This is a genomic window from Corynebacterium genitalium ATCC 33030, assembly GCF_000143825.1.
Classification (GTDB): Bacteria; Actinomycetota; Actinomycetes; order Mycobacteriales; family Mycobacteriaceae; genus Corynebacterium; species Corynebacterium genitalium.
The window spans coordinates 798872-816640 of the sequence record NZ_CM000961.1; the positions used below are offsets into that span (position 1 = coordinate 798872).

14 protein-coding genes are annotated in these 17769 nt (G+C 61.9%); 6 read left to right on the forward strand and 8 right to left on the reverse strand.

What is annotated here, in order from left to right:
- The first annotated feature begins 19 nt into the window (after positions 1–19).
- Both HMPREF0291_RS03755 and HMPREF0291_RS03760 read left to right on the forward strand, forming a co-directional pair.
- A complete protein-coding gene (locus HMPREF0291_RS03755) occupies positions 20–1357 on the forward strand; it encodes a UDP-glucose dehydrogenase family protein (protein ID WP_040424122.1) in 1338 nt (445 codons plus the stop codon).
- Between the two features lie 114 nt (positions 1358–1471).
- Entirely contained in the window at positions 1472–4912 is a 3441-nt protein-coding gene (locus tag HMPREF0291_RS03760) for a hypothetical protein (RefSeq protein WP_005288172.1), read from the forward strand.
- Positions 4913–4972: 60 nt separating this feature from the next.
- Here the strand turns inward: HMPREF0291_RS03760 and HMPREF0291_RS03765 are convergent, their stop codons facing one another.
- A complete protein-coding gene (locus HMPREF0291_RS03765; RefSeq protein WP_005288176.1) occupies positions 4973–6241 on the reverse strand; it encodes a pyridoxal phosphate-dependent aminotransferase in 1269 nt (422 codons plus the stop codon).
- Positions 6242–6273: 32 nt separating this feature from the next.
- Complete coding sequence (locus tag HMPREF0291_RS03770) at positions 6274–6915, reverse strand: DUF1707 SHOCT-like domain-containing protein (protein WP_198002214.1); 642 nt, start codon at positions 6913–6915, stop codon at positions 6274–6276.
- A 154-nt stretch (positions 6916–7069) separates the two neighbouring features.
- On the opposite strand from HMPREF0291_RS03770, the gene HMPREF0291_RS11220 reads away from it, so the two are divergent.
- A complete protein-coding gene (locus HMPREF0291_RS11220; protein WP_050748780.1) occupies positions 7070–8386 on the forward strand; it encodes a hypothetical protein in 1317 nt (438 codons plus the stop codon).
- A 98-nt stretch (positions 8387–8484) separates the two neighbouring features.
- A complete protein-coding gene (locus tag HMPREF0291_RS03780) occupies positions 8485–9417 on the forward strand; it encodes a DUF3824 domain-containing protein (RefSeq protein ID WP_005288185.1) in 933 nt (310 codons plus the stop codon).
- A gap of 127 nt (positions 9418–9544) precedes the next feature.
- Here HMPREF0291_RS03780 and HMPREF0291_RS03785 read toward each other — a convergent pair whose 3' ends face one another.
- From HMPREF0291_RS03785 to HMPREF0291_RS03805, 5 genes are all read right to left on the reverse strand, one after another.
- Entirely contained in the window at positions 9545–10552 is a 1008-nt protein-coding gene (locus HMPREF0291_RS03785; RefSeq protein ID WP_005288189.1) for a substrate-binding domain-containing protein, read from the reverse strand.
- Positions 10545–10922: a hypothetical protein gene (locus HMPREF0291_RS03790; protein WP_005288192.1), complete on the reverse strand. Its 378-nt coding sequence runs from the start codon at positions 10920–10922 to the stop codon at positions 10545–10547. The genes HMPREF0291_RS03785 and HMPREF0291_RS03790 overlap by 8 nt, the downstream gene beginning before the upstream one ends.
- A 10-nt stretch (positions 10923–10932) precedes the next feature.
- Positions 10933–12294: a Na/Pi symporter gene (locus tag HMPREF0291_RS03795; protein ID WP_005288195.1), complete on the reverse strand. Its 1362-nt coding sequence runs from the start codon at positions 12292–12294 to the stop codon at positions 10933–10935.
- Positions 12295–12389: 95 nt separating this feature from the next.
- Positions 12390–14204 carry an ABC transporter ATP-binding protein gene (locus HMPREF0291_RS03800; protein ID WP_005288197.1) on the reverse strand — a complete coding sequence of 605 codons (1815 nt, stop codon included), beginning with the start codon at positions 14202–14204 and terminating at the stop codon, positions 12390–12392.
- Entirely contained in the window at positions 14201–15925 is a 1725-nt protein-coding gene (locus HMPREF0291_RS03805) for an ABC transporter ATP-binding protein (protein ID WP_005288200.1), read from the reverse strand. Before HMPREF0291_RS03805 ends, HMPREF0291_RS03800 begins: the two co-directional genes overlap by 4 nt.
- A gap of 110 nt (positions 15926–16035) precedes the next feature.
- Here HMPREF0291_RS03805 and HMPREF0291_RS03810 point away from each other — a divergent pair, with 110 nt between their 5' ends.
- Both HMPREF0291_RS03810 and HMPREF0291_RS11495 read left to right on the forward strand, forming a co-directional pair.
- Positions 16036–16302 (forward strand): antitoxin, encoded by a 267-nt coding sequence (locus HMPREF0291_RS03810; protein ID WP_040423470.1) that lies wholly within the window; start codon positions 16036–16038, stop codon positions 16300–16302.
- A gap of 6 nt (positions 16303–16308) precedes the next feature.
- Positions 16309–16707, forward strand: coding sequence for a type II toxin-antitoxin system VapC family toxin (locus HMPREF0291_RS11495; protein WP_005288206.1), 399 nt, complete (start codon positions 16309–16311; stop codon positions 16705–16707).
- A gap of 210 nt (positions 16708–16917) precedes the next feature.
- Here the strand turns inward: HMPREF0291_RS11495 and HMPREF0291_RS03820 are convergent, their stop codons facing one another.
- Positions 16918–17577, reverse strand: coding sequence for a hypothetical protein (locus tag HMPREF0291_RS03820; protein WP_005288210.1), 660 nt, complete (start codon positions 17575–17577; stop codon positions 16918–16920).
- Between the last annotated feature and the right edge of the window lie 192 nt (positions 17578–17769).

Here is a 17769-nt window from a genome sequence, read left to right on the forward strand (position 1 = left end):
AGTGGGCATAATGGCCCCCATGCGCATGACTGTTATTGGCACTGGTTACCTCGGAGCAACTCACGCCGCCTGCATGGCGGAGCTGGGGCACGAGGTGCTGGGGATTGATGTTGACCAGGCGAAGATCGACGCTCTGAAGAATGGCAGGGTGCCGTTCTTCGAGCCGGGGCTTCCGGAGGTGCTGGAGCGCAACATTTCCAATGGGCGTCTGAGCTTTACCACGGACTACGAAGAAGCCGCTCAGTTCGCCAACGTCCACTTCATCGGAGTGGGCACTCCGCAGCAGCGCGGGTCCTATGCGGCGGATACGACCTATGTGGAGGCTGCCGTCGATAGTCTCGTGCCGCACCTTGAGGGTGACCACGTGATCCTGGGCAAGTCGACCGTTCCCGTCGGCACGGCGGCGGCACTGCAGGAGCGTGCGGACAGGCTCGCCGAGCAGGCGGGCAAGGGCGCCAGCGTGGAGATCGCGTGGAACCCGGAGTTCCTCCGTGAGGGCTACGCCGTGCAGGACACGATCACCCCGGACCGCATCGTTTTGGGTGTGAACACCCAAAACGAAGGAACATCGACGGCAGAAGCTGTCGCCCGCGAGGTGTACGCGGAGCCGCTGAACAACGACACCCCGTTCATCGTCACGGATCTGCAGACCGCTGAGCTGGTGAAAGTCTCAGCGAACGCGTTCCTGGCCACGAAGATCAGCTTCATCAACGCCGTGTCAGAGGTCTGCGAGAATGTCGGCGCGGATGTCACGCAGCTTGCCGACGCCATTGGTCACGACGACCGCATTGGCCGTAAGTTCCTCGGTGCCGGCCTGGGCTTCGGCGGCGGCTGCCTGCCGAAGGACATTCGCGCCTTCATGGCTCGCGCCGGGGAGGTCGGCGCCGATCAGGCACTGACGTTCCTGCGCGAGGTCGACGCGATCAATATGCGCCGCCGCGAGCGCGTGATCGATCTGTCGCGGGAGATTCTCGGCTCACTGATCGGCAAGCGGATCACGGTCCTCGGCGCGGCGTTCAAGCCGAACTCCGACGATGTCCGCGACTCGCCGGCCCTTGCCGTCGCCGGCCAGCTCAATCTCTCCGGTGCCGCCGTGCGCGTCTACGACCCGCAGGCCATGGACAACGCGCGCAAGGTCTTCCCGACGCTCGATTACGCCGCGTCGCTTGATGATGCCCTCACCGGCGCTGAGCTGGTCATCCTCGCCACCGAATGGCAGGACTTCAAGGAGCTCGACCCAGCTCACGCCGGTGAGCTCGTTGCGGAAAAGCGGCTTATCGACGGGCGCAACGTCCTCCCCGTCGACGCCTGGCAGGCCGTAGGCTGGCAGCTCTGGGCGCTCGGCCGCACCCTCTAACGGAGGTCCGTTCGAGGGGGGAAGCATTTTTATTCAGGATTGTTTACAACATTCTGTGTTGCAGGTAGTCTTTCGTTGGTTAATCAGTACAGAAACGTTAGGCGAATCCTCCCAATGACCCCCCTTAGCTCTGTGCAGCCCTCTGGCCTGCGCATTTCCGTTACCAAGCGCGCCGTCAGTGCCGCCACGGTCGCCATTATTGGATTGTCCACTGTCCGGGTAGTTGCCCCCGATTGGGGCGCGCTTCCTGCTGCTTCGGCGGAACCCCAGACCGTAAACGGCCAGCATTACAACGACCAAGCTCCGCAAAACGTGCCGTGGGGTGCGGTAAAGAATGAAAATCAGTTCAGCGGAATGTTTTTAAGCCTCGATGCAATTTCGAAGGAAAAGGCTAAGACAGGCAAGTACGGCAACTGGGGTAGCTCAGTACCGCTGACCATCTGGAGCAAGCAAGATAAGACGGACTACAAGAACGTCTTCTCTGGTCTCGATCGCCCGGTGCCGTTCAAGGGTTCCAACAGGCTTGCAACTCCGCTGGGCGAGTGGTCATACACCTCCGAATTCAATGAAGTGTTCTCCGTCAACTGGACTCCCGCTCCGGGGTACATCGGTTACGCCCCGCCGCTGCCGATCCAGATCGATCCCTTTAAATCGAAGCTCAAAAAGGAGTACCACTACGCCACCGTTGACCTGCCGGGCAAAGGCACGACGGATCTGACATCCACGGGCGCCTTCGGTGCCACGCAGACTGCCCAGGCATCTGCTGGCTTCAACGGTGTGAAGGACGGCATGGGCTGGTCCGGGTTCACACCGAAGTACGCCTTCCAGGTGGATAGGCAGGACGCAGTCGCAGGCAAGGTCGACGGCGCTCTCGACTACAAGACTGACGCTGCCACCAATTACCTCGGCCACGTCACCACCGAGCTGAACACCAGCGAAGGTAAGTACTCGATCAATCCGGACACTGGTGAGGTCTCCTTCACGCCGAGCCCGATCTTCTTCTCGGATGCCGAGGTCAAGGATGCGAACATCACGCAGAAGTCGGCGGCACCGGTGCGCGTCGTCGTCAGCAACATGACCACGAATACGATCGGGAAGAACCGCCGCGTCATGGCGTACGGGCAGACTCGGCCGGCGCACACAATCAACCCGAATAATGCTTCGTATGCGGAGGTCACCACCCTTTACACGCCGAACGTCGTCAAGCCGACGGTCGGCCTGAACAACGCGGAAGCGAATGAACTGGCCGGACGCGACGTCACGCTGAATCCTGATTTCGCGCAGTCCAGCGGGCAGGCGGCGATCGATAAATCCTCAGTGGCCTTGATCAATGCCACTGGTCAGGACGCCGGGCGCGAGCTGACGGTCGACGGCGAGGGCACGTGGAAGGTCAACCGCAACGGCTCGGTGACCTTCACCCCTGAGCTCGGTTTCGTGGGCAACCCCACGCCGATCCAGTACACCGCGAAGAACGAGCACGGTGTTCCCGCGGGCAGGGCTACCCTTTCCGTGCGGTACGACGTGCAGGACGGAACGCTGGCGACGACGATCGAGGAGCAGGGCAAAGCTCAGAAGTCCACGGACAACGGTAAGGGCGACTGGGGCCTGACCGCCCAGAAGATGTTCCCGGGTTACCCGAGGTCGTGGTACGGCGAGTTCACGTACGGCCTGGTCACCCCTGATGGTGAGCTGGTCACGCAAGATACTTCGCTGCAGATTGCGAATGTCGGCCGGTACAGCATCAACAAGAACACCGGTGAGGTCACATTCACTCCGGAACCGTCCTTCACGGGCGCTGCTCCGGCTGTCGGCGTGCGCATCACGAATCTGAAGACTGCGAATGGCCAGCCCCGCCCTGCGGACGGTCACTACCGGCCGATTGTGTCGACGACGAACATGATCCTGCGGCCTGTGTCCGCCACCGGCGAGGTGGGGGAGAAGCTCACTGCGGCTCCGAAGTACGGCAGGGGTATGGTCCCGGGCTCCGTTCAGATCGACGGTGCTGACGCGGACAGCAGCGGCAAAACGAAGACTATCCCCAACCAGGGTGCCTGGTCCGTTGACCGTGAGGGCGTTTTCACGTTCACGCCTGTCGACGGTTTCTACGGCACCCCGGACCCGGTCGATTACACCGTGGCCAACGCTGAGGGTGTGCGCTCGGAGCCGGGCACGGTGCTGGGTGAGTACAAGGCTGTGAAGACGTCGCCGTCGACAAGCACTGGCGATGCAAACCAGCCGCAGAAGTCGAAGTCGGGCAAGGAGATGTTCCCGTCCTTCCCGAGCGACTGGACTATCGCGTACTCGCTTGCGGATGCTGCGGACAACGTTCTGACGAGGAACGAGGGCACCTACACTATCGTCCCGACCACCGGCGTGGTCACGTTCGAGCCTGCCGACAACTACCGCGGAACCCCCGGTACCGTCACTGTGGAAGCAATGACGAAGACCGGCGCGAAGGAATCCACCACCTACCAGGTGTCGGTGACGGGCCAGACTACGGCGACGAACACGACGACGTTGCCGCCGGTGACGGAGACGGTCACCACCGAAGTTCCGACCACTGTGACTACTGCGGTCCCCACCACCGTGGGCGGTGTTCCGACAACGGTTGAAAAGACCGTCACCACGACCGTGACGTCGAAGTCGACGTACCAGGTCACGGTCACGACGACCCCGCCGCAGGCAACGATTACGCAGTTCCCCGCGCCGATGACGGAGACCATTTCGCCCAGCCCGGTCACGGTGACGCCTGCCCCGATCACCACAACGGTGAACGTCACGGGTGAACCGACGGCGGTCACTGCCACTCCGGAGGCCATCACCGCGACGGTGCCGGACGTGGTCACGACGGTCAGCGGCACGCCCGTCACTGTGGCAGTGCCGCCGGTGACGGTGACCCCGAACCCGGTCACCGTGACTGTGACGCCGCGTGTTTCTCCCACCGTCACGGTCACGCCTGAACCGGCAACGGCGACTCCGGATCCCGTCACTACCACGCTGACGCCGGCTCCGATCACTACGACCTTGGACGGCAACAGCCTCGAGATCAGCGATTCCGTTATCAAGGTCACTGCACCGACGGACAACCCGTTCTCTGTGCAGGTGGACGTGCCGGAGATGGAAACAGGCTCCCTGAAGTTCACCGGTGTTGGCGGTGTCGACCTCCAGCCGGAGATCACCCCGGACATGCGTGAAATGAAAGTTCCGGGCCAGGGTCGCTGGATTATTGACAGCGCTACGGGTGAGATCACTTTCTTCCCGAATCCGAACTTCGGCGGTAGGATCTCCCGGGCTGAACTCGCCTACAAGCGTAAAGACGGTTCTGAGCACAAGTTCACTATCCAGGCTTCCTACCCGAAAACGGAGGAGCCGGAAGAGCCGAGCAATACGGGCACGCCGAACAAGCCGACTGAGCCGAAACCGTCGGGGAACTCGCGCGATGCTCTACTGTGGTTGCTGCCGTTCGGTCTGCTGGCTGCGGGCCTTGGTTTGCTGGGTATGCCGACGATCACCTTGTACCCGGAGCAGATCAAGAAGAGTCTCACGCGCCAATAAAGGTCAGGGGGCGGGCAATAAACGTTGTCGCTTATCGGTGCCCCCTAGCCCCCACGCTCCTTAGTGCTGGTGGTAGTCGCTGAGGAAGTTGCCCAGCCGTTCTATGGCGTTCTCCAGCTGGGACGCCCACGGCAGCGTGACCACGCGGAAGTGGTCCGGTTTGGGGTAGTTGAAGCCGGAGCCGCCGACCATGAGGATCTTTTCGCTCTTGAGCAGGTCGAGCATGAAGCGTTCGTCGTCGTAGATGTGGTACATCTCGGTGTCGATCTTCGGGAAGGCGTAGAGCGCACCCTTCGGTTCGACGACAGAGACGCCGGGGATTTCCCGCAGCTTCTTGATGGTGATGTCGCGCTGTTCCTTGAGTCGGCCGCCTTCACCGGTGAGACTGAAAATGGACTGCCGGCCGCCGAGCGCGACCTGGATCGCGTGCTGGCCTGGCACGTTGGAGCACAGGCGCGTGCCGGCGAGCAGATCCAGGCCCTCGACGAATCCGGTGGCGCGGCGCTTCGGGCCGGTAATCATCATCCAGCCGGCGCGGTAACCGCACACCCGGTACGCCTTCGACAGGCCATTGAAGGTGCAGGTGAGCAGGTCAGGGGCGACCTCCGCCATGGAAATGTGCTTGGCGCCGTCGTACAGGACGCGGTCGTAGATCTCGTCGGCAAGCACCATGAGCTCGTGCTCGCGGGCGATATCCGCGATGCCCTCGAGGATCTCGCGCGAGTACACAGCACCCGTGGGGTTGTTCGGGTTGATCACCACGATCGCCTTGGTGCGGTCGTTCACCTTGGAGCGAATGTCCTCGAGCGAGGGGTTCCAGTCGTCTTCCTCGTCGCAGATGTAGTGCACGGGAGTGCCGCCGCTTAACGACGTCGCCGCTGTCCACAGCGGGTAATCGGGAGACGGGATGAGGACCTCGTCTCCGTCGTTAAGCAATGCCTGCGTGACCATGTTGATCAGCTCGCTGACCCCGTTGCCCAAGTACACGTCGTCAATATCGAATTCTGGGAAACCGTCGATCTCCTCGTAGCGCGTGACGACGGCTCGCCGCGCCGGAATAATGCCCTTCGACGTCGAGTACGCCTGCGAGTGCGGCAAGTTGGCGATGATGTCGCGCATGATCACATCGGGAGCATCGAAACCGAAGATGCCGGGGTTGCCCGTGTTCAGCTTGAGGATGTTGTGGCCGTCGCGCTCCATTTCCTCCGCCGTCGCCGCGACCGGTCCACGCAGGTCATAGGCCACGTTCTTGAGCTTGTCCGCCTGATCAAAATGGCGGTGTTTCTTCAAAGGCTTGCGCTGGGGGTTCTCATTGGTGTCGTCGCTCATGGGGCCATTCTATTGAGAATTCGCCGCGGTTTTCACCGCTTGAAGCGGTTAATCGTGTCTTGCGCGTAGCCCATCACGTCGCCAGTGAGCTGGTCGCGCTGCGCTGCACGCAAAGCTTTACGACGTTCCTCCTCCAGCCGGCGGGCCGTCCTCATATCCCTGAGTCGCTTGCGCTCAAGCTGTGCCGGACTTGGGGTGTACCAGCTATCCGGGCCGACCTTCATGATGTAGAGGAGGATGAACAGCGTCGGAACAATGAAGACTGGCATCATCGCCCATAACGGTGCGACAGTTTCCGCCAGCACGATGCCGCCGCTGAGCGACAGCAGCGTGCCCAGGCCGAACATGCCGAGGCGGATGTTCTGGCCACTCTTGCGGGCAGTCGCAATCTCGTGGCGGGTATAGACGTCGAGTTCCTGGCCGTGCGCCGGCTGGTACTGCTGGTATGCCTCTATCTCCTGAGACTGCTGCTGCGTGGGGAGGTCCCGGAACAGCGGTTCCAGGTCACGGTGGGTGGCGGCCTGGGTAGCGGCATCGCACCGCTTGTCGTACTCCTCCGGATCCAAGCGGCCCTCGCCGTACGCGTAGGTCAGCTGGGCCAACGCGTCCGCACGCTCCGCGTCAGACAGGCGAAGGTCGCGGGCCGGGGGCTTAGGGTACGGCTGATTACTCACGCCATCCATCTTAAACCCGGTTCATCTCGCGGCGGCGTGTTCATGCAACGGGGCACGTTAAGCGCTGTCTACCCCCTTGGTGCAATCTGAATAATGGCTGAACAATGCTTCGCTTGAACTCGCATATTTTCGCCAACACAATATGATAGCCCTTATGACCAACCCCAATGATCCAAATAACCCGTTCGGCGGTCAGGACAACAATCCTTTCGGCGGCGGCTACGGAAACAACAGCAGCAATTCCAACAACCAGAACCCCGCTGACTCGACCGGTTCCACCTCCTACGGGCAGGGAGGCTACGGCCAGTCCGGCTCCAGCTCCTATGGCCAGAGCAGCTATGGCCAGGGCGGCTCTAGCGCCTACGGAGAGGGCTCCTATGGCCAGGGTGGCTCCAGCGCTTACGGTCAGTCCGGCTCCGACCAGTTCGGTTCCACCTCGAACTCCGGCTACGGTGACTCCACCTACGGTCAGTCTGGCCAGAACGGCTACGGTCAGTCCGGCTCGGGCTACGACCAGTCTGGCTCCGGCTACGGCGCCTACGGGCAGACACCGGGTCAGGACGGTTACGGACAGAACTCCTACGGTCAGGCCTATGCTCCGGGGCCGGGTTTCCAGCACCCGGAGAATGACCCGAACGCTTCCGAGTCGGGCCGCCCGCTGCAGCCCACCGGCGGCTCGCTGCCGATCGTCGAGTCTATTCCGTTCGCGTTCAAGCGCCTGTTCAGCAAGAACTGGCACGTATACATCGGCTTCACGGTGCTGATGATGATCGCCTCGATCGTTGCGCTGCTCCTCATCATTGTTCCGGTGATCGCGGCGGCGACCAACGACCCCAATGCTGGCAGCCCGAACTACAACCTGGCGGAGGAGCATCCCTTCGGGATCATCGCCGGGTACCTGGTCATGATAGCCATCATGTTCGTGATGTACATCGTGCTGTACAACACTGCATTGCGCGACAGCCGCGGTGAAGAACCGAGCTGGGGCAACCTGTTCAAGAACATCCGATGGGGCCAGGTCATCTTGGTCCACGTCCTTCTCGGATTGGCTGTGTTTGTGATCTATGTCGTCTTCGCGCTGCTCATGATCTTCTTATCTGAGGTACACGTCGCGCTGGGCATCATCGTCTTCCTGCTCATGATCGCAGCAATGATCGCCGCTGCTCCAGTTCTCAACCTGGCGCCGTTCTACGTGTACGACGGCCGCACCAACGCCGTCGGTGCCTTCAAGATGGCGTGGCAGGATGCTAAGCCCCATTTCCTGCTGATCGTGGTTTCACTCTTCCTCATCAGCATCGCTTGCAGTGCATTCGCAATCGTAACGATCGGGTTCGGCATGTTCGCTCTTCCAGCGCTCCAGGCCCTCGCCTACGTCTTCATCTACCGCTGGATCAGCGCACACCGCGACCAGCCCAACCAGGCTGGCCCGCAGCACCCTGAGTCCCCCAACGGCTACATGAGCATGTACTAAAGCTCACCCGGTGTAACCCTCAGCGTGCCGCCTGCATCTAACAATGGTGCTGGGCGGCACGCTTTTCATCTCTTAGCAGCAGGTATGAAGGAGCCAAGATGACCACGGTGACAGTCACCGAGCCGATCGGGTTCGGGTTCAAGCGGGTATTCGACAATTTTCTCGTCTACGCCGGGATCAACCTCATCTTCACGGCTATTGTCATCGCCACGTTGATCATGGGTGGGGTCACGGGGGTTCTCTCCGACGAGGAGATCGTGACCAACGAAGACCTCATTAAGGCGCTCGTTTTCGTCGCTGTTCTCGGCTTCATCTGGTTGTGGTGGCAGGTCGCACGCACCCGCGTTGCTCTCCGCGATGTCGCCGGCGAAGGAGCCCGCTGGTCCAACGCATTCACTGGTTTGCCGATCATCGGGGCGGTGGTGGCGTACTTCTTGACCGCCTGTTTCGGGGTGATCGTTGTCGGTCTGCCTATCGCCGGAGCGGCCCTGCTTTTCGACGTCCACCCGGCCTTCACCGTTCTCCTCGGCATTGCTGCTGTAGTGCTCGCGTTCCTGGTGTACCCGGTGGTCGTTCTGGTGCCGGTGTACGTCATCGATAGGGCAGCGAACCCATTCGAGGCCTTTGGCCGGGTCTTCAAGGACCTCAAAGGGTGCTACTGGACGGTTCTGGGGTCGATCACTCTGCTGCGCATCATCAACTCGGTGCTTTCCTTGTTCACGCTCAACCTGTCGCTGTTTGTCACCTACCCGGCCGAGTCTTTGGCATTTGCCCGCATTTACCAGCTGATCCGCTCCGACTACCCTTACGTCCCCACGTACGGCGTCGCGCGCGGGATGCAGCCGCCCTACGGCGATCCCATGTACCCGGCTGGTTCCTACCCGGCTTATCCGGCCCACCCGTACCCGTCTGCATACCCTGATTCCCCGTATCCGGCGCCTTACCCGAGCCAGCCGTATCCTAGCCAGCCCTACCCGGGCCAGCCGTACCAGCAGCCGCCGTACCAGGGTCCGGGCACACCCGGCTGGTAACAGAAACTGCAGCTCCCAACTGCTTCGACTGTGAAGAATGACTAAGAGGGTCTGACCCCCGATTCAGAATCGGAGTCAAACCCTCTTAGTTGCGGCCGGGCCGGGCTGCTTGCCAGCTAGTCCGGGTTTATGCTTGCCAGCGCTCGTCTGCGCCGGTCTTGCGGTCAGCGTAGCGCTTCTGGGCGCCTTCGTAGTCCTCTTCCGGGAGCTGGTAGAAGTACACGCGTGGCATGACAGCCTCAGCGTGCTCGAGGTAGGTGGTGACGAACTTGTCCACGTCCTCGCGCTCGGCCGACTTCTTGCTCACGTAGATGAACAGCGGACGGGACAGCGGGTAGTTGCCGTCCTTCGTTTCCTCAGCGGTCGGTTCGACACCGCCGACCTTCACGTTGTCGATCATGCGCTGGGCATCTTCCTCAGCGGAGAGGTAGTTACCGATGCCCATGAAGGACAGAGCGTTCGGGTCATCAGCAACCCACTGGGTCAGCTCATCGATGTCGTCGGTGGACTCGTAGTCGTCGCGGATCTCGTCACCGTCCAGGACCAGGTCCTCGAACACGCCGAGGGTACCGGAACCCTCCGGGCGGCCGTAGAGCTTGATCTCCTCGTCCGGCCAGGACGGGTCGATGTCGGACCACTTGGACACCTCGGACTCCTTCGACCAAATGTCGTGCAGCTGCTCGACGGTCAGGTCGGTCGCGAAGTCGTTGTCGCGGTGTTTGACGATGGTGATGGCGTCCAGACCGATCGGCAGCTCAATGTACTCGACGTCGTTGTCGGCGCACTGCTTCTGGAAGTCGACCTCTGCGCCGTCACCCGGGATAGGCGTGGAGGCGTCGTTGATGTCAGCTTCGCCGTTGCAGAACTTCTCGAAACCGTCGGTCGAACCAATGGCCTCTACGTCGACATCGAAGTCGTAGCGGTTCGCCATGTAGGAGGTGATCGGCTCGATGGTGGCGGAACCGGTGGTCTTGATCGGGCCCCCAGCGGCAGCGTTGGTCTCGCTGCCGTTGTCGCCGCCAGAGTTGCTGTTGCCGGAGCTGCCGTTCGAGCCGCTGTCAGAGGAGCAGCCGACTGCGAGGACGGTCATGCCCGCCAGGATGGCTGCGGTGATGGACTTGCGGGCTTTAGCCATTGGTCTTGCCCTCCTGCATCTCAGCACGGAACTCGCGCAGCAGGCGGAAGAGGTTCTTCCAGGAACCCTGGGAGTTGCTCCAGTACTTGGCGAAGTTCTCGTCGAGCTCAGCCTGCTGTTCAGGCGTGACGTTCGGGTTGATCTTCTTGTGCTTGCGGGTGCCCTCTCCGGTTGCAGCAGCAGCCTCACCCTCCTGGTCAGCGGCTAGACGGTCCGCGTTGCGGCCGCGGGCGTTGAGCTCGACGCGCAGCTCTTCTGCGGTCTCTTCGAGCTCCTCGAGCAGGGCTTGCAGTGCCTCATCCGGAGCCTCGTTCTGGATGAGCTCCTGAGCCATCGGGGACAGGTCGGGGGTCTCGTTCGGGTTAGTCATTGAAGACTCCTTACATCAAAGTGTTGGAAATGAAGACGGCTAGCAGCGGGATAGCGAAGAACACGCCACCGATGTAGATGAAGACGTAGAGCTTGTTCTTCTCGGCCAGGCCAGCGAGCCAGTCCGAGCAGCGCGGGGGGATGTTGCGCAGGAACGGGATACTCAAGATGAGAATCGCGGAGAAGAGGTTGAACAGCATGTGCACCAGCGCACCGGACATTGCTGCCTCTGCTTCTGCACCGGATGCGGAGAACGCAGCGATGAGGCCGGTGAAGGTCGTACCGATGTTCGCACCGACCACGAACGGGAACAGGGTGCGCACTTCGAACTTGCCGGACGCAGCCAGTGGAACCGTCAGGGCGGTGGTGGTGGAGGAAGACTGAACCAGCGCGGTGATCAGGGCGCCGGAGAGCGCACCGATGAAAGCGTTCTTACCCAGTGCGGCGTAGAGGATGTCCTGGGCCTTGCCCACCAGCAGAGCGTTGAGGACCTTACCGATGAACTGGATGGACACCAGAATCAGAGCGACACCGATCAGGGCGAGAATAATGCCGCCCCACATGTCACCGAGTGGCTCGACGAGGCTGCTGACCAGCTCAACGAGCGGCTCTGTGATCATGTCAATGAAGTCACCGAAGGCCTCGAAGCCCTTCGAGATGATGCTGTCGCCGCCACCGGCCAACGACGGTGCGATGGCAGTTGCGGTCTTGCCTAAGAATCCGGTGAGGATCTCCAGCGGGAAGAAGACGCCGATGGCGATCAGGTTGAAGAAGTCGTGCACGGTCGCCATGGAGAAACCGTTCTTGAACTGCTTCTTGTTACCGGCCAGACCCAGGGCGACCAGGGTCGAGGTGACCGAGGTACCCATGTTGGCACCGAAGAGCATCGGGATGGCGATGTTCAGCGGCAGACCACCGGCGATCATGCCCACCACGATGGAAGTGGTGGTAGAGGAAGACTGGATGATCGCCGTGGAGACGATACCGATGGCCAGACCCACGAACGGGTTCTCAGCGAAGGAGAACAGCTCTTTAGCCTGGTCGCCGGCGACCATCTTGAAGCCGTCACCGATCATGCCGACGCCGTTGAGGAGCAGCCAGATGCCGAGGAAGACGGCGACCCAGTTAGCTACCTGCTTTGCGGTGCCTTCAAACGGGAGGAAACCGAGCGGGTCGTTTTCCTCGGCCTTGTCTTCGATGTCGTCATCGATATCGGAGGAGTCGGTATCGGAGGAATCAGTGGTCGTGGTGTTCTTGCCGTCGACATCGACCGGCTCAGAATCTTTCACGTTCCGGTCGATGACGCGCACGTCTGCCTCGTCGGGCAGATCGTGCTCACCAGCTGGATCGCGGGGGAGTCCCTTTTTACTCATTAGCGCTCACTTCTAATTAGGGGCGAATATGGGCGCTCGTCAGGCTAATCTAAGGAACTGGACAGGCGAGTAACAGAAGATGAACGCTTGTTGAACTAGAAGTCGCCCGCAGCTCCGTCTGGTTGCTGCATACGCCAGTACACCCCGCGGCGCGCCATCAGCTCGTCGTGGGAGCCCTGTTCGACGATGCGGCCGGCCTCCATGACCAGGATGGTGTCGGCGTCGCGGATCGTCGATAAGCGGTGAGCAATAACGAACGCGGTGCGCCCAGAGCGCAACGACCCCATCGCTTCCTGCACGAGAACCTCGGTGCGGGTGTCCACGGACGACGTTGCTTCATCGAGGATGAGCACCGACGGCTGAGCAAGAAACGCTCGAGCAATAGTGATCAACTGTCGCTCACCGGCAGAGATGGCGCCGGAATCCAGGTCGACGACCGTGTCGTAGCCGTCGGCAAGCGTGCGCACGAAGCGGTCGACGTACGTGGCGCGCGCGGCGGCGATGACCTCCTCGTCGGTGGCGTCAAGATGCCCGTAGCGAATGTTCTCCATGATGGTGCCTTTGAACAGCACAGCGTCCTGCAGCACCATGCCGATCTCGCCGCGCAAGGCCGCACGAGGGACGCTTCGCGTATCGACGCCATCGAGCCGGATCTCACCCCTATCGATGTCGTAGAACCGCATGAGCAGGTTGACCAGTGTCGTTTTTCCGGCGCCCGTGGGGCCGACGATCGCGGCGGTCTGCCCCGGTTCGACGCGCAGGGTCAGGTCTTCGATAAGTGGCGTGTCGGGGGAGTAGCTGAAGGAAACGTCGTCGAATTCGACGAGTCCGCGCGCGGGTGTGGCAAGGATGCCGTTGGCGTCGGTGCTCTGCGCGGGCGCGTCGAGGAACTCGAAGATGCGCTCGGCCGATGCGACACCGGACTGCAGCATTTGCAACATCCCGCCGAGCTCACCGAGCGGCTGGTTGAGCTGGCGCGAATACTGGATGAACGCCACCGCCGAGCCCAGCGTGATGTGCCCGCCAGCCACGCGCAGAGCACCGACGACCGCGATGACCACATACGACAGGTAGGTGATGAACTGCATGGTCGGGAAGATCGTGCCCGAGAGGAACTGCGCCTTGAACGCGGAGCCGAACAGCTCGGCGTTGCGGCGATCGAATTCATTCTCCATCTCGTCGGTGCGACCGAAGATGAGCGCGACCTCGTGGCCGGTGAACGCTTCCTCGACGTGACCGTTCAGCGCGCCGGTAGAGCGCCATTGCTGACTGAACTGCTTTTGCGAGCGCGTTCCCAGCACGGCGATGACCAGTCCTGACAGCGGCACAGCGATGAGAGCGACGAGGGCGAGCTCCCAGGAGATGGAGAACATCATCACCACGATGCCGGTGAGCATGATCGCCGAGTGAATCAAGTGCCCCATCGCCTGTTGCAGGGCTTGCTGCACGTTGTCCACGTCGTTCGTCGTGCGCGACAGCAGGTCGCCGCGCTGCCGGGTGTCGAAGTAGCTCAACGGCAGGTCATGAACTTTCGCCTCGATCGACGCGCGCAGGTCGTACACCGCCCGCATGACGGCCCGGTTGATCACCGCGCCTGAGGCCCAGTCCGCGAACGATGCGCCGGTGTAGATGACCAGCAGCCACATCACAACGTCGCTCAGCCGCTCCATGTCGCCGCGCGCGATCACGTCGATGGCTATGCCCAGCACCGCCGGCCCGGCCACCATGAGCAGCACCGAGACCACATTGAGCACCACGCCGGCACCGAACGCCAGCTTGAGCGGCCCCATGAGCTTCAGCATCCGCCAGGCAAAGGGCCAGAACGCTTTTGCTTGTCTGCGTCCCGCCTCCCCGGTCTTTTCCTCCAACTCCAGGAACTCTTCGTCGGTCAAGTCTGTCTTGGCACTCATGCGTCCACTCCTTCCTGGGACGCAACGATCTCTTGGTACGTCGGTGAGTTGGCCAGCAGGGATTCGTGGGTACCGCGGTCCACAATCCGGCCGGCTTCCATGACCAGGATCTGGTCGGCGTCGACAATCGAGCTGACCTTCTGCGCCACGAGAATGGTCACCGCACCGGCCGTGTATTCGGCCATGGCCGCCTGCAGGTTGGATTCGGTGATGGGGTCAAGGGCGGAGAAAGAGTCGTCGAAAAGCAGCACCTTCGGATTTGCTACGAACATGCGCGCGATGCACAGACGCTGGCGCTGCCCGCCCGAGACATTCGTGCCGCCTTGGGAGATCGGCATGCCCAAGTCCTCGACGAAGTCCGCCTGAGCGACGCGCAACGCCGCCCACAGTTCCTCATCAGTGGCGTCCGGGTTGCCGAAACGCAGGTTCGTCGCCACCATGCCGGAAAACAGGTACGGCTTCTGCGGAACCATCGACACGGTGCTGGTCAGGTATTCGCGGCTCAGCTCCGTGGTGGGCACGCCGCCAAGCGACACCACGCCGGAGCTGGGTGCGCGCAGCCGTGGGATCAGGGACAGCAGCGTCGTCTTTCCCGCTCCAGTCGACCCGATCACGGCCGTCGTCGTGCCTGGGCGGGCCTCGAAAGAGACGCCCTCCAGGACCGGGGCATCCGCGCCGGGGTAGCAGTAGGTGACGCGGTCGAATGTGACGGTGGGGTCAGTGGTCGGGGTGGTTGGGGCGTCGATAAGCGAGGGCGAGTGCGCCAAGACTTCCGCAACACGGCGTGCGCACACGAACGCGCGGGGCAGCGGAATGATCATCGCCGCGCCCATGACCACCGCAATGAGAATCTGCAGCATGTACTGCATGAATGCCGTCAACGAACCGATCTGCATCAGGCCTGCGTCGATGCGTTGACCGCCGAACCACATCAACGCGGCGATCGCGGCGTTGAGGATCAGCATGACCACAGGAAACAGGGTCACGAACACACGCCCGACGTTCAGGCTCACCCGCGTGATGTCCGCGTTGGCCTCGGCGAAGCGTTGCGTTTCAAAGTCTTCGCGGCCGAACGCGCGCACCACACGAATGCCGCTGATCTGCTCGCGCAGGACAGCGTTGACGGCATCGAGGCGCTCTTGCATCTGCGTGAACAGCGGCAACAGCAGCGCAACGACTGCCGTGACCACCACCGCGAGAATCGCCACTGCGACCGCGACCAGCCATGACAAGCCAGCGTCCTGCCGCAACGCCATGACCACACCGCCGATCGCCATGATCGGCGCGGTCGCGAGCATGCCCAGTGTGAGCTGCATCGCGACCTGAATCTGGTAGACGTCGTTCGTCCCGCGCGTGATCAGCGTCGCCGGCGGAAACTCCGCCATATCCTCAGCGTCAAAGCGGTTGACGTGCGCGAACACGTCCTTGCGCAGCTCACGCGCCACGCTTGTCGACGCCCACGCCGCCAACCACATCACCCCCACCGCCGTGACAATCTGCACCAGGGCGGCGATGAGCATGATCCCGCCAGTGCGCCATATATAAGGTATGTCGCCACGGGCGAGACCCTTGTCGATGATGTCCGCATTCAGCGACGGCAACCACAACGTAGCCAGCACCGACACGAGCTGGAGTACCAGCACGCCCGCGATGGCGGCGGCGAAGCGGCGGTCTGTGCGGAACACGCTGCCGATGAGGCGGATCAGATGGGGGAGGTTCACGGGGCAATCATAGGCCTGTGCCGTTTCTGGAGCATAGTGTCGCCATTCGGCCGTATATACTTGGAGTTATATCCGTAGTGACGGTGTTGATAGTGCCAAAGGAGGAAGTTGTGACGAAGCCCGTTGAAACCACCGTGTTCAAATCCGGAAACAGTCAGGCTGTCCGCATTCCGGTGACCCACCGACTCGTCGTCGAACGAGTGACCGTCGAGCACGTCCCCGAGGGTCTGCTCCTCCGTCCCGTCGAAGAGACAATCGGTGACGCGCTCAACCGGCTGCGCGCCTACCAAGCCGCAGAAGGTATCGAAGGGGGACTTCTCGAAGAAGTCGAAGACCTTCCACTCGAACCCTCACCTGACTTCGACGACAGGTCCTGATAGACCATGCGGTATCTGTTCGACACGAACGTCTGGATTGATCTTGAACGGGGCAGTTATCCGCACGTGCTGGACCGTGCCTCGAGCTGCACACGAGATCAAGTAGGCGTCTCCACAGTGGTTCTCGGAGAACTGTATGCAGGTGCTTTACGGTCGATGGACCCTATTCGAGCGCGACAATCCATCGACACGTTCTTGGCGGGCTGGCCGAGGATCGGTGTGGATGAACGAACTGCAGAGATCTACGCGGAAATTCGAGCGGCCCTGCAAAGTCAAGGACGAGTTATCGGCCCCAATGACTTATGGATCGCGGCTCAGGCATTGCGCGAGGATGTGGTCCTCGTGACGGCCAACGACGATGAATTCTCCCGAGTGCCATCGCTTGAGGTTGAGAACTGGCGATAGCCCGCACTGCGGAGTCCCTGCGGTTTTGCGGCAGCCCGGTGAGGTGGCGCCGGGCTGGAATACTGCTCGGGCATTTCCGGAATACTGCTCACGTAAAAGTACTGGTCAGAAACGTGCGATCTGGCTTATAAGGTCGAGCAGTATTCCGGGGGTCGGGTCGGGTCCGATGGAGCGGACTCCGCATCGCGGAGTCCCTGGGGTTTTGCGGGGCTAGGGTGTCGCTGGAACTGCATTCGCTGCAGACAGCAGGGTCGTCCACTGAGCCACCGTGACGACGCCAGGCGCAGACGGGCCGGATGCTGACACCGCGGAAACGTCCGCCCAAGCCGGCCGGTGCCAGCCTTCCCACGTGGTGAAGGGGAGGCTGCGGGACTCGAGAAGGGCGACGATCGCCCCGGGCTGGTCAGCCACCTGCGGTGAAGCGACGACGGGGGTGCGGCTGAGGGCAATCGCGGCATCGGCGAGGCCGGCGCCCGAAAGACCGGCATCGGCGGCGGACGCGGAGAGCGCGTCGTAAACCTCGGCCGCGCCAGGAGATGTGCCGATGACCACGACGGACCCGGCGGTGTCACCGGCCCCGGCGTCAGAATCAGACGCCACGACAATCGTGTCGTAGTAGTGGGTCAGTTCGCCGACGGTCACGTCAGTTCCGATGGTGAGGTTGCCGAAGAGTCTGAGGCGGGGGACGTCGATAAGCGAGCGGGCGCTGCGGTGCGATGAGCCGAAGCGGATGAGGGATGTGGGGGCGGGGGAGGCGTCGAAAAGGTCGACGAAGTAGCTGCGGCCGGGCATGCAGATGAGGAGGTCCGATGCGTGGATGCCGGTGGGGCCGGCTCCAATGACGGCGACGCGGGAAACGCGGTTGGTCATGTGAGGCTCCTTCTGTAGCTAGGTAGACCGCTTGGTCTAAAAACTTAGCAACGATTAGTACGCAGTCAAGGCTCAAGCGAGATTTACATTCATATGAACGTGCAGACCAGCGAGCCGAAACCTTGCAGGGGAGTGACCTTATGCGGGCTGGCTGTGTAGCGTGCTGATCAACAAACCGCACCGCGCAACGCT

Excerpts from the sequence above, each read along its gene's own strand:
- HMPREF0291_RS03795 (WP_005288195.1), bottom strand. The coding sequence starts at position 12,294 with ATGAGTAAAAAGGGACTCCCCCGCGATCCAGCTGGTGAGCACGATCTG.
- HMPREF0291_RS03820 (WP_005288210.1), bottom strand. The coding sequence starts at position 17,577 with ATGACCAACCGCGTTTCCCGCGTCGCCGTCATTGGAGCCGGCCCCACC.
- HMPREF0291_RS03790 (WP_005288192.1), bottom strand. The coding sequence starts at position 10,922 with ATGACTAACCCGAACGAGACCCCCGACCTGTCCCCGATGGCTCAGGAG.
- HMPREF0291_RS03800 (WP_005288197.1), bottom strand. The coding sequence starts at position 14,204 with ATGAGTGCCAAGACAGACTTGACCGACGAAGAGTTCCTGGAGTTGGAG.
- HMPREF0291_RS03765 (WP_005288176.1), bottom strand. The coding sequence starts at position 6,241 with ATGAGCGACGACACCAATGAGAACCCCCAGCGCAAGCCTTTGAAGAAA.
- HMPREF0291_RS11495 (WP_005288206.1), top strand. The coding sequence starts at position 16,309 with ATGCGGTATCTGTTCGACACGAACGTCTGGATTGATCTTGAACGGGGC.
- HMPREF0291_RS03785 (WP_005288189.1), bottom strand. The coding sequence starts at position 10,552 with ATGGCTAAAGCCCGCAAGTCCATCACCGCAGCCATCCTGGCGGGCATG.
- HMPREF0291_RS03760 (WP_005288172.1), top strand. The coding sequence starts at position 1,472 with ATGACCCCCCTTAGCTCTGTGCAGCCCTCTGGCCTGCGCATTTCCGTT.
- HMPREF0291_RS11220 (WP_050748780.1), top strand. The coding sequence starts at position 7,070 with ATGACCAACCCCAATGATCCAAATAACCCGTTCGGCGGTCAGGACAAC.
- HMPREF0291_RS03755 (WP_040424122.1), top strand. The coding sequence starts at position 20 with ATGCGCATGACTGTTATTGGCACTGGTTACCTCGGAGCAACTCACGCC.
- HMPREF0291_RS03780 (WP_005288185.1), top strand. The coding sequence starts at position 8,485 with ATGACCACGGTGACAGTCACCGAGCCGATCGGGTTCGGGTTCAAGCGG.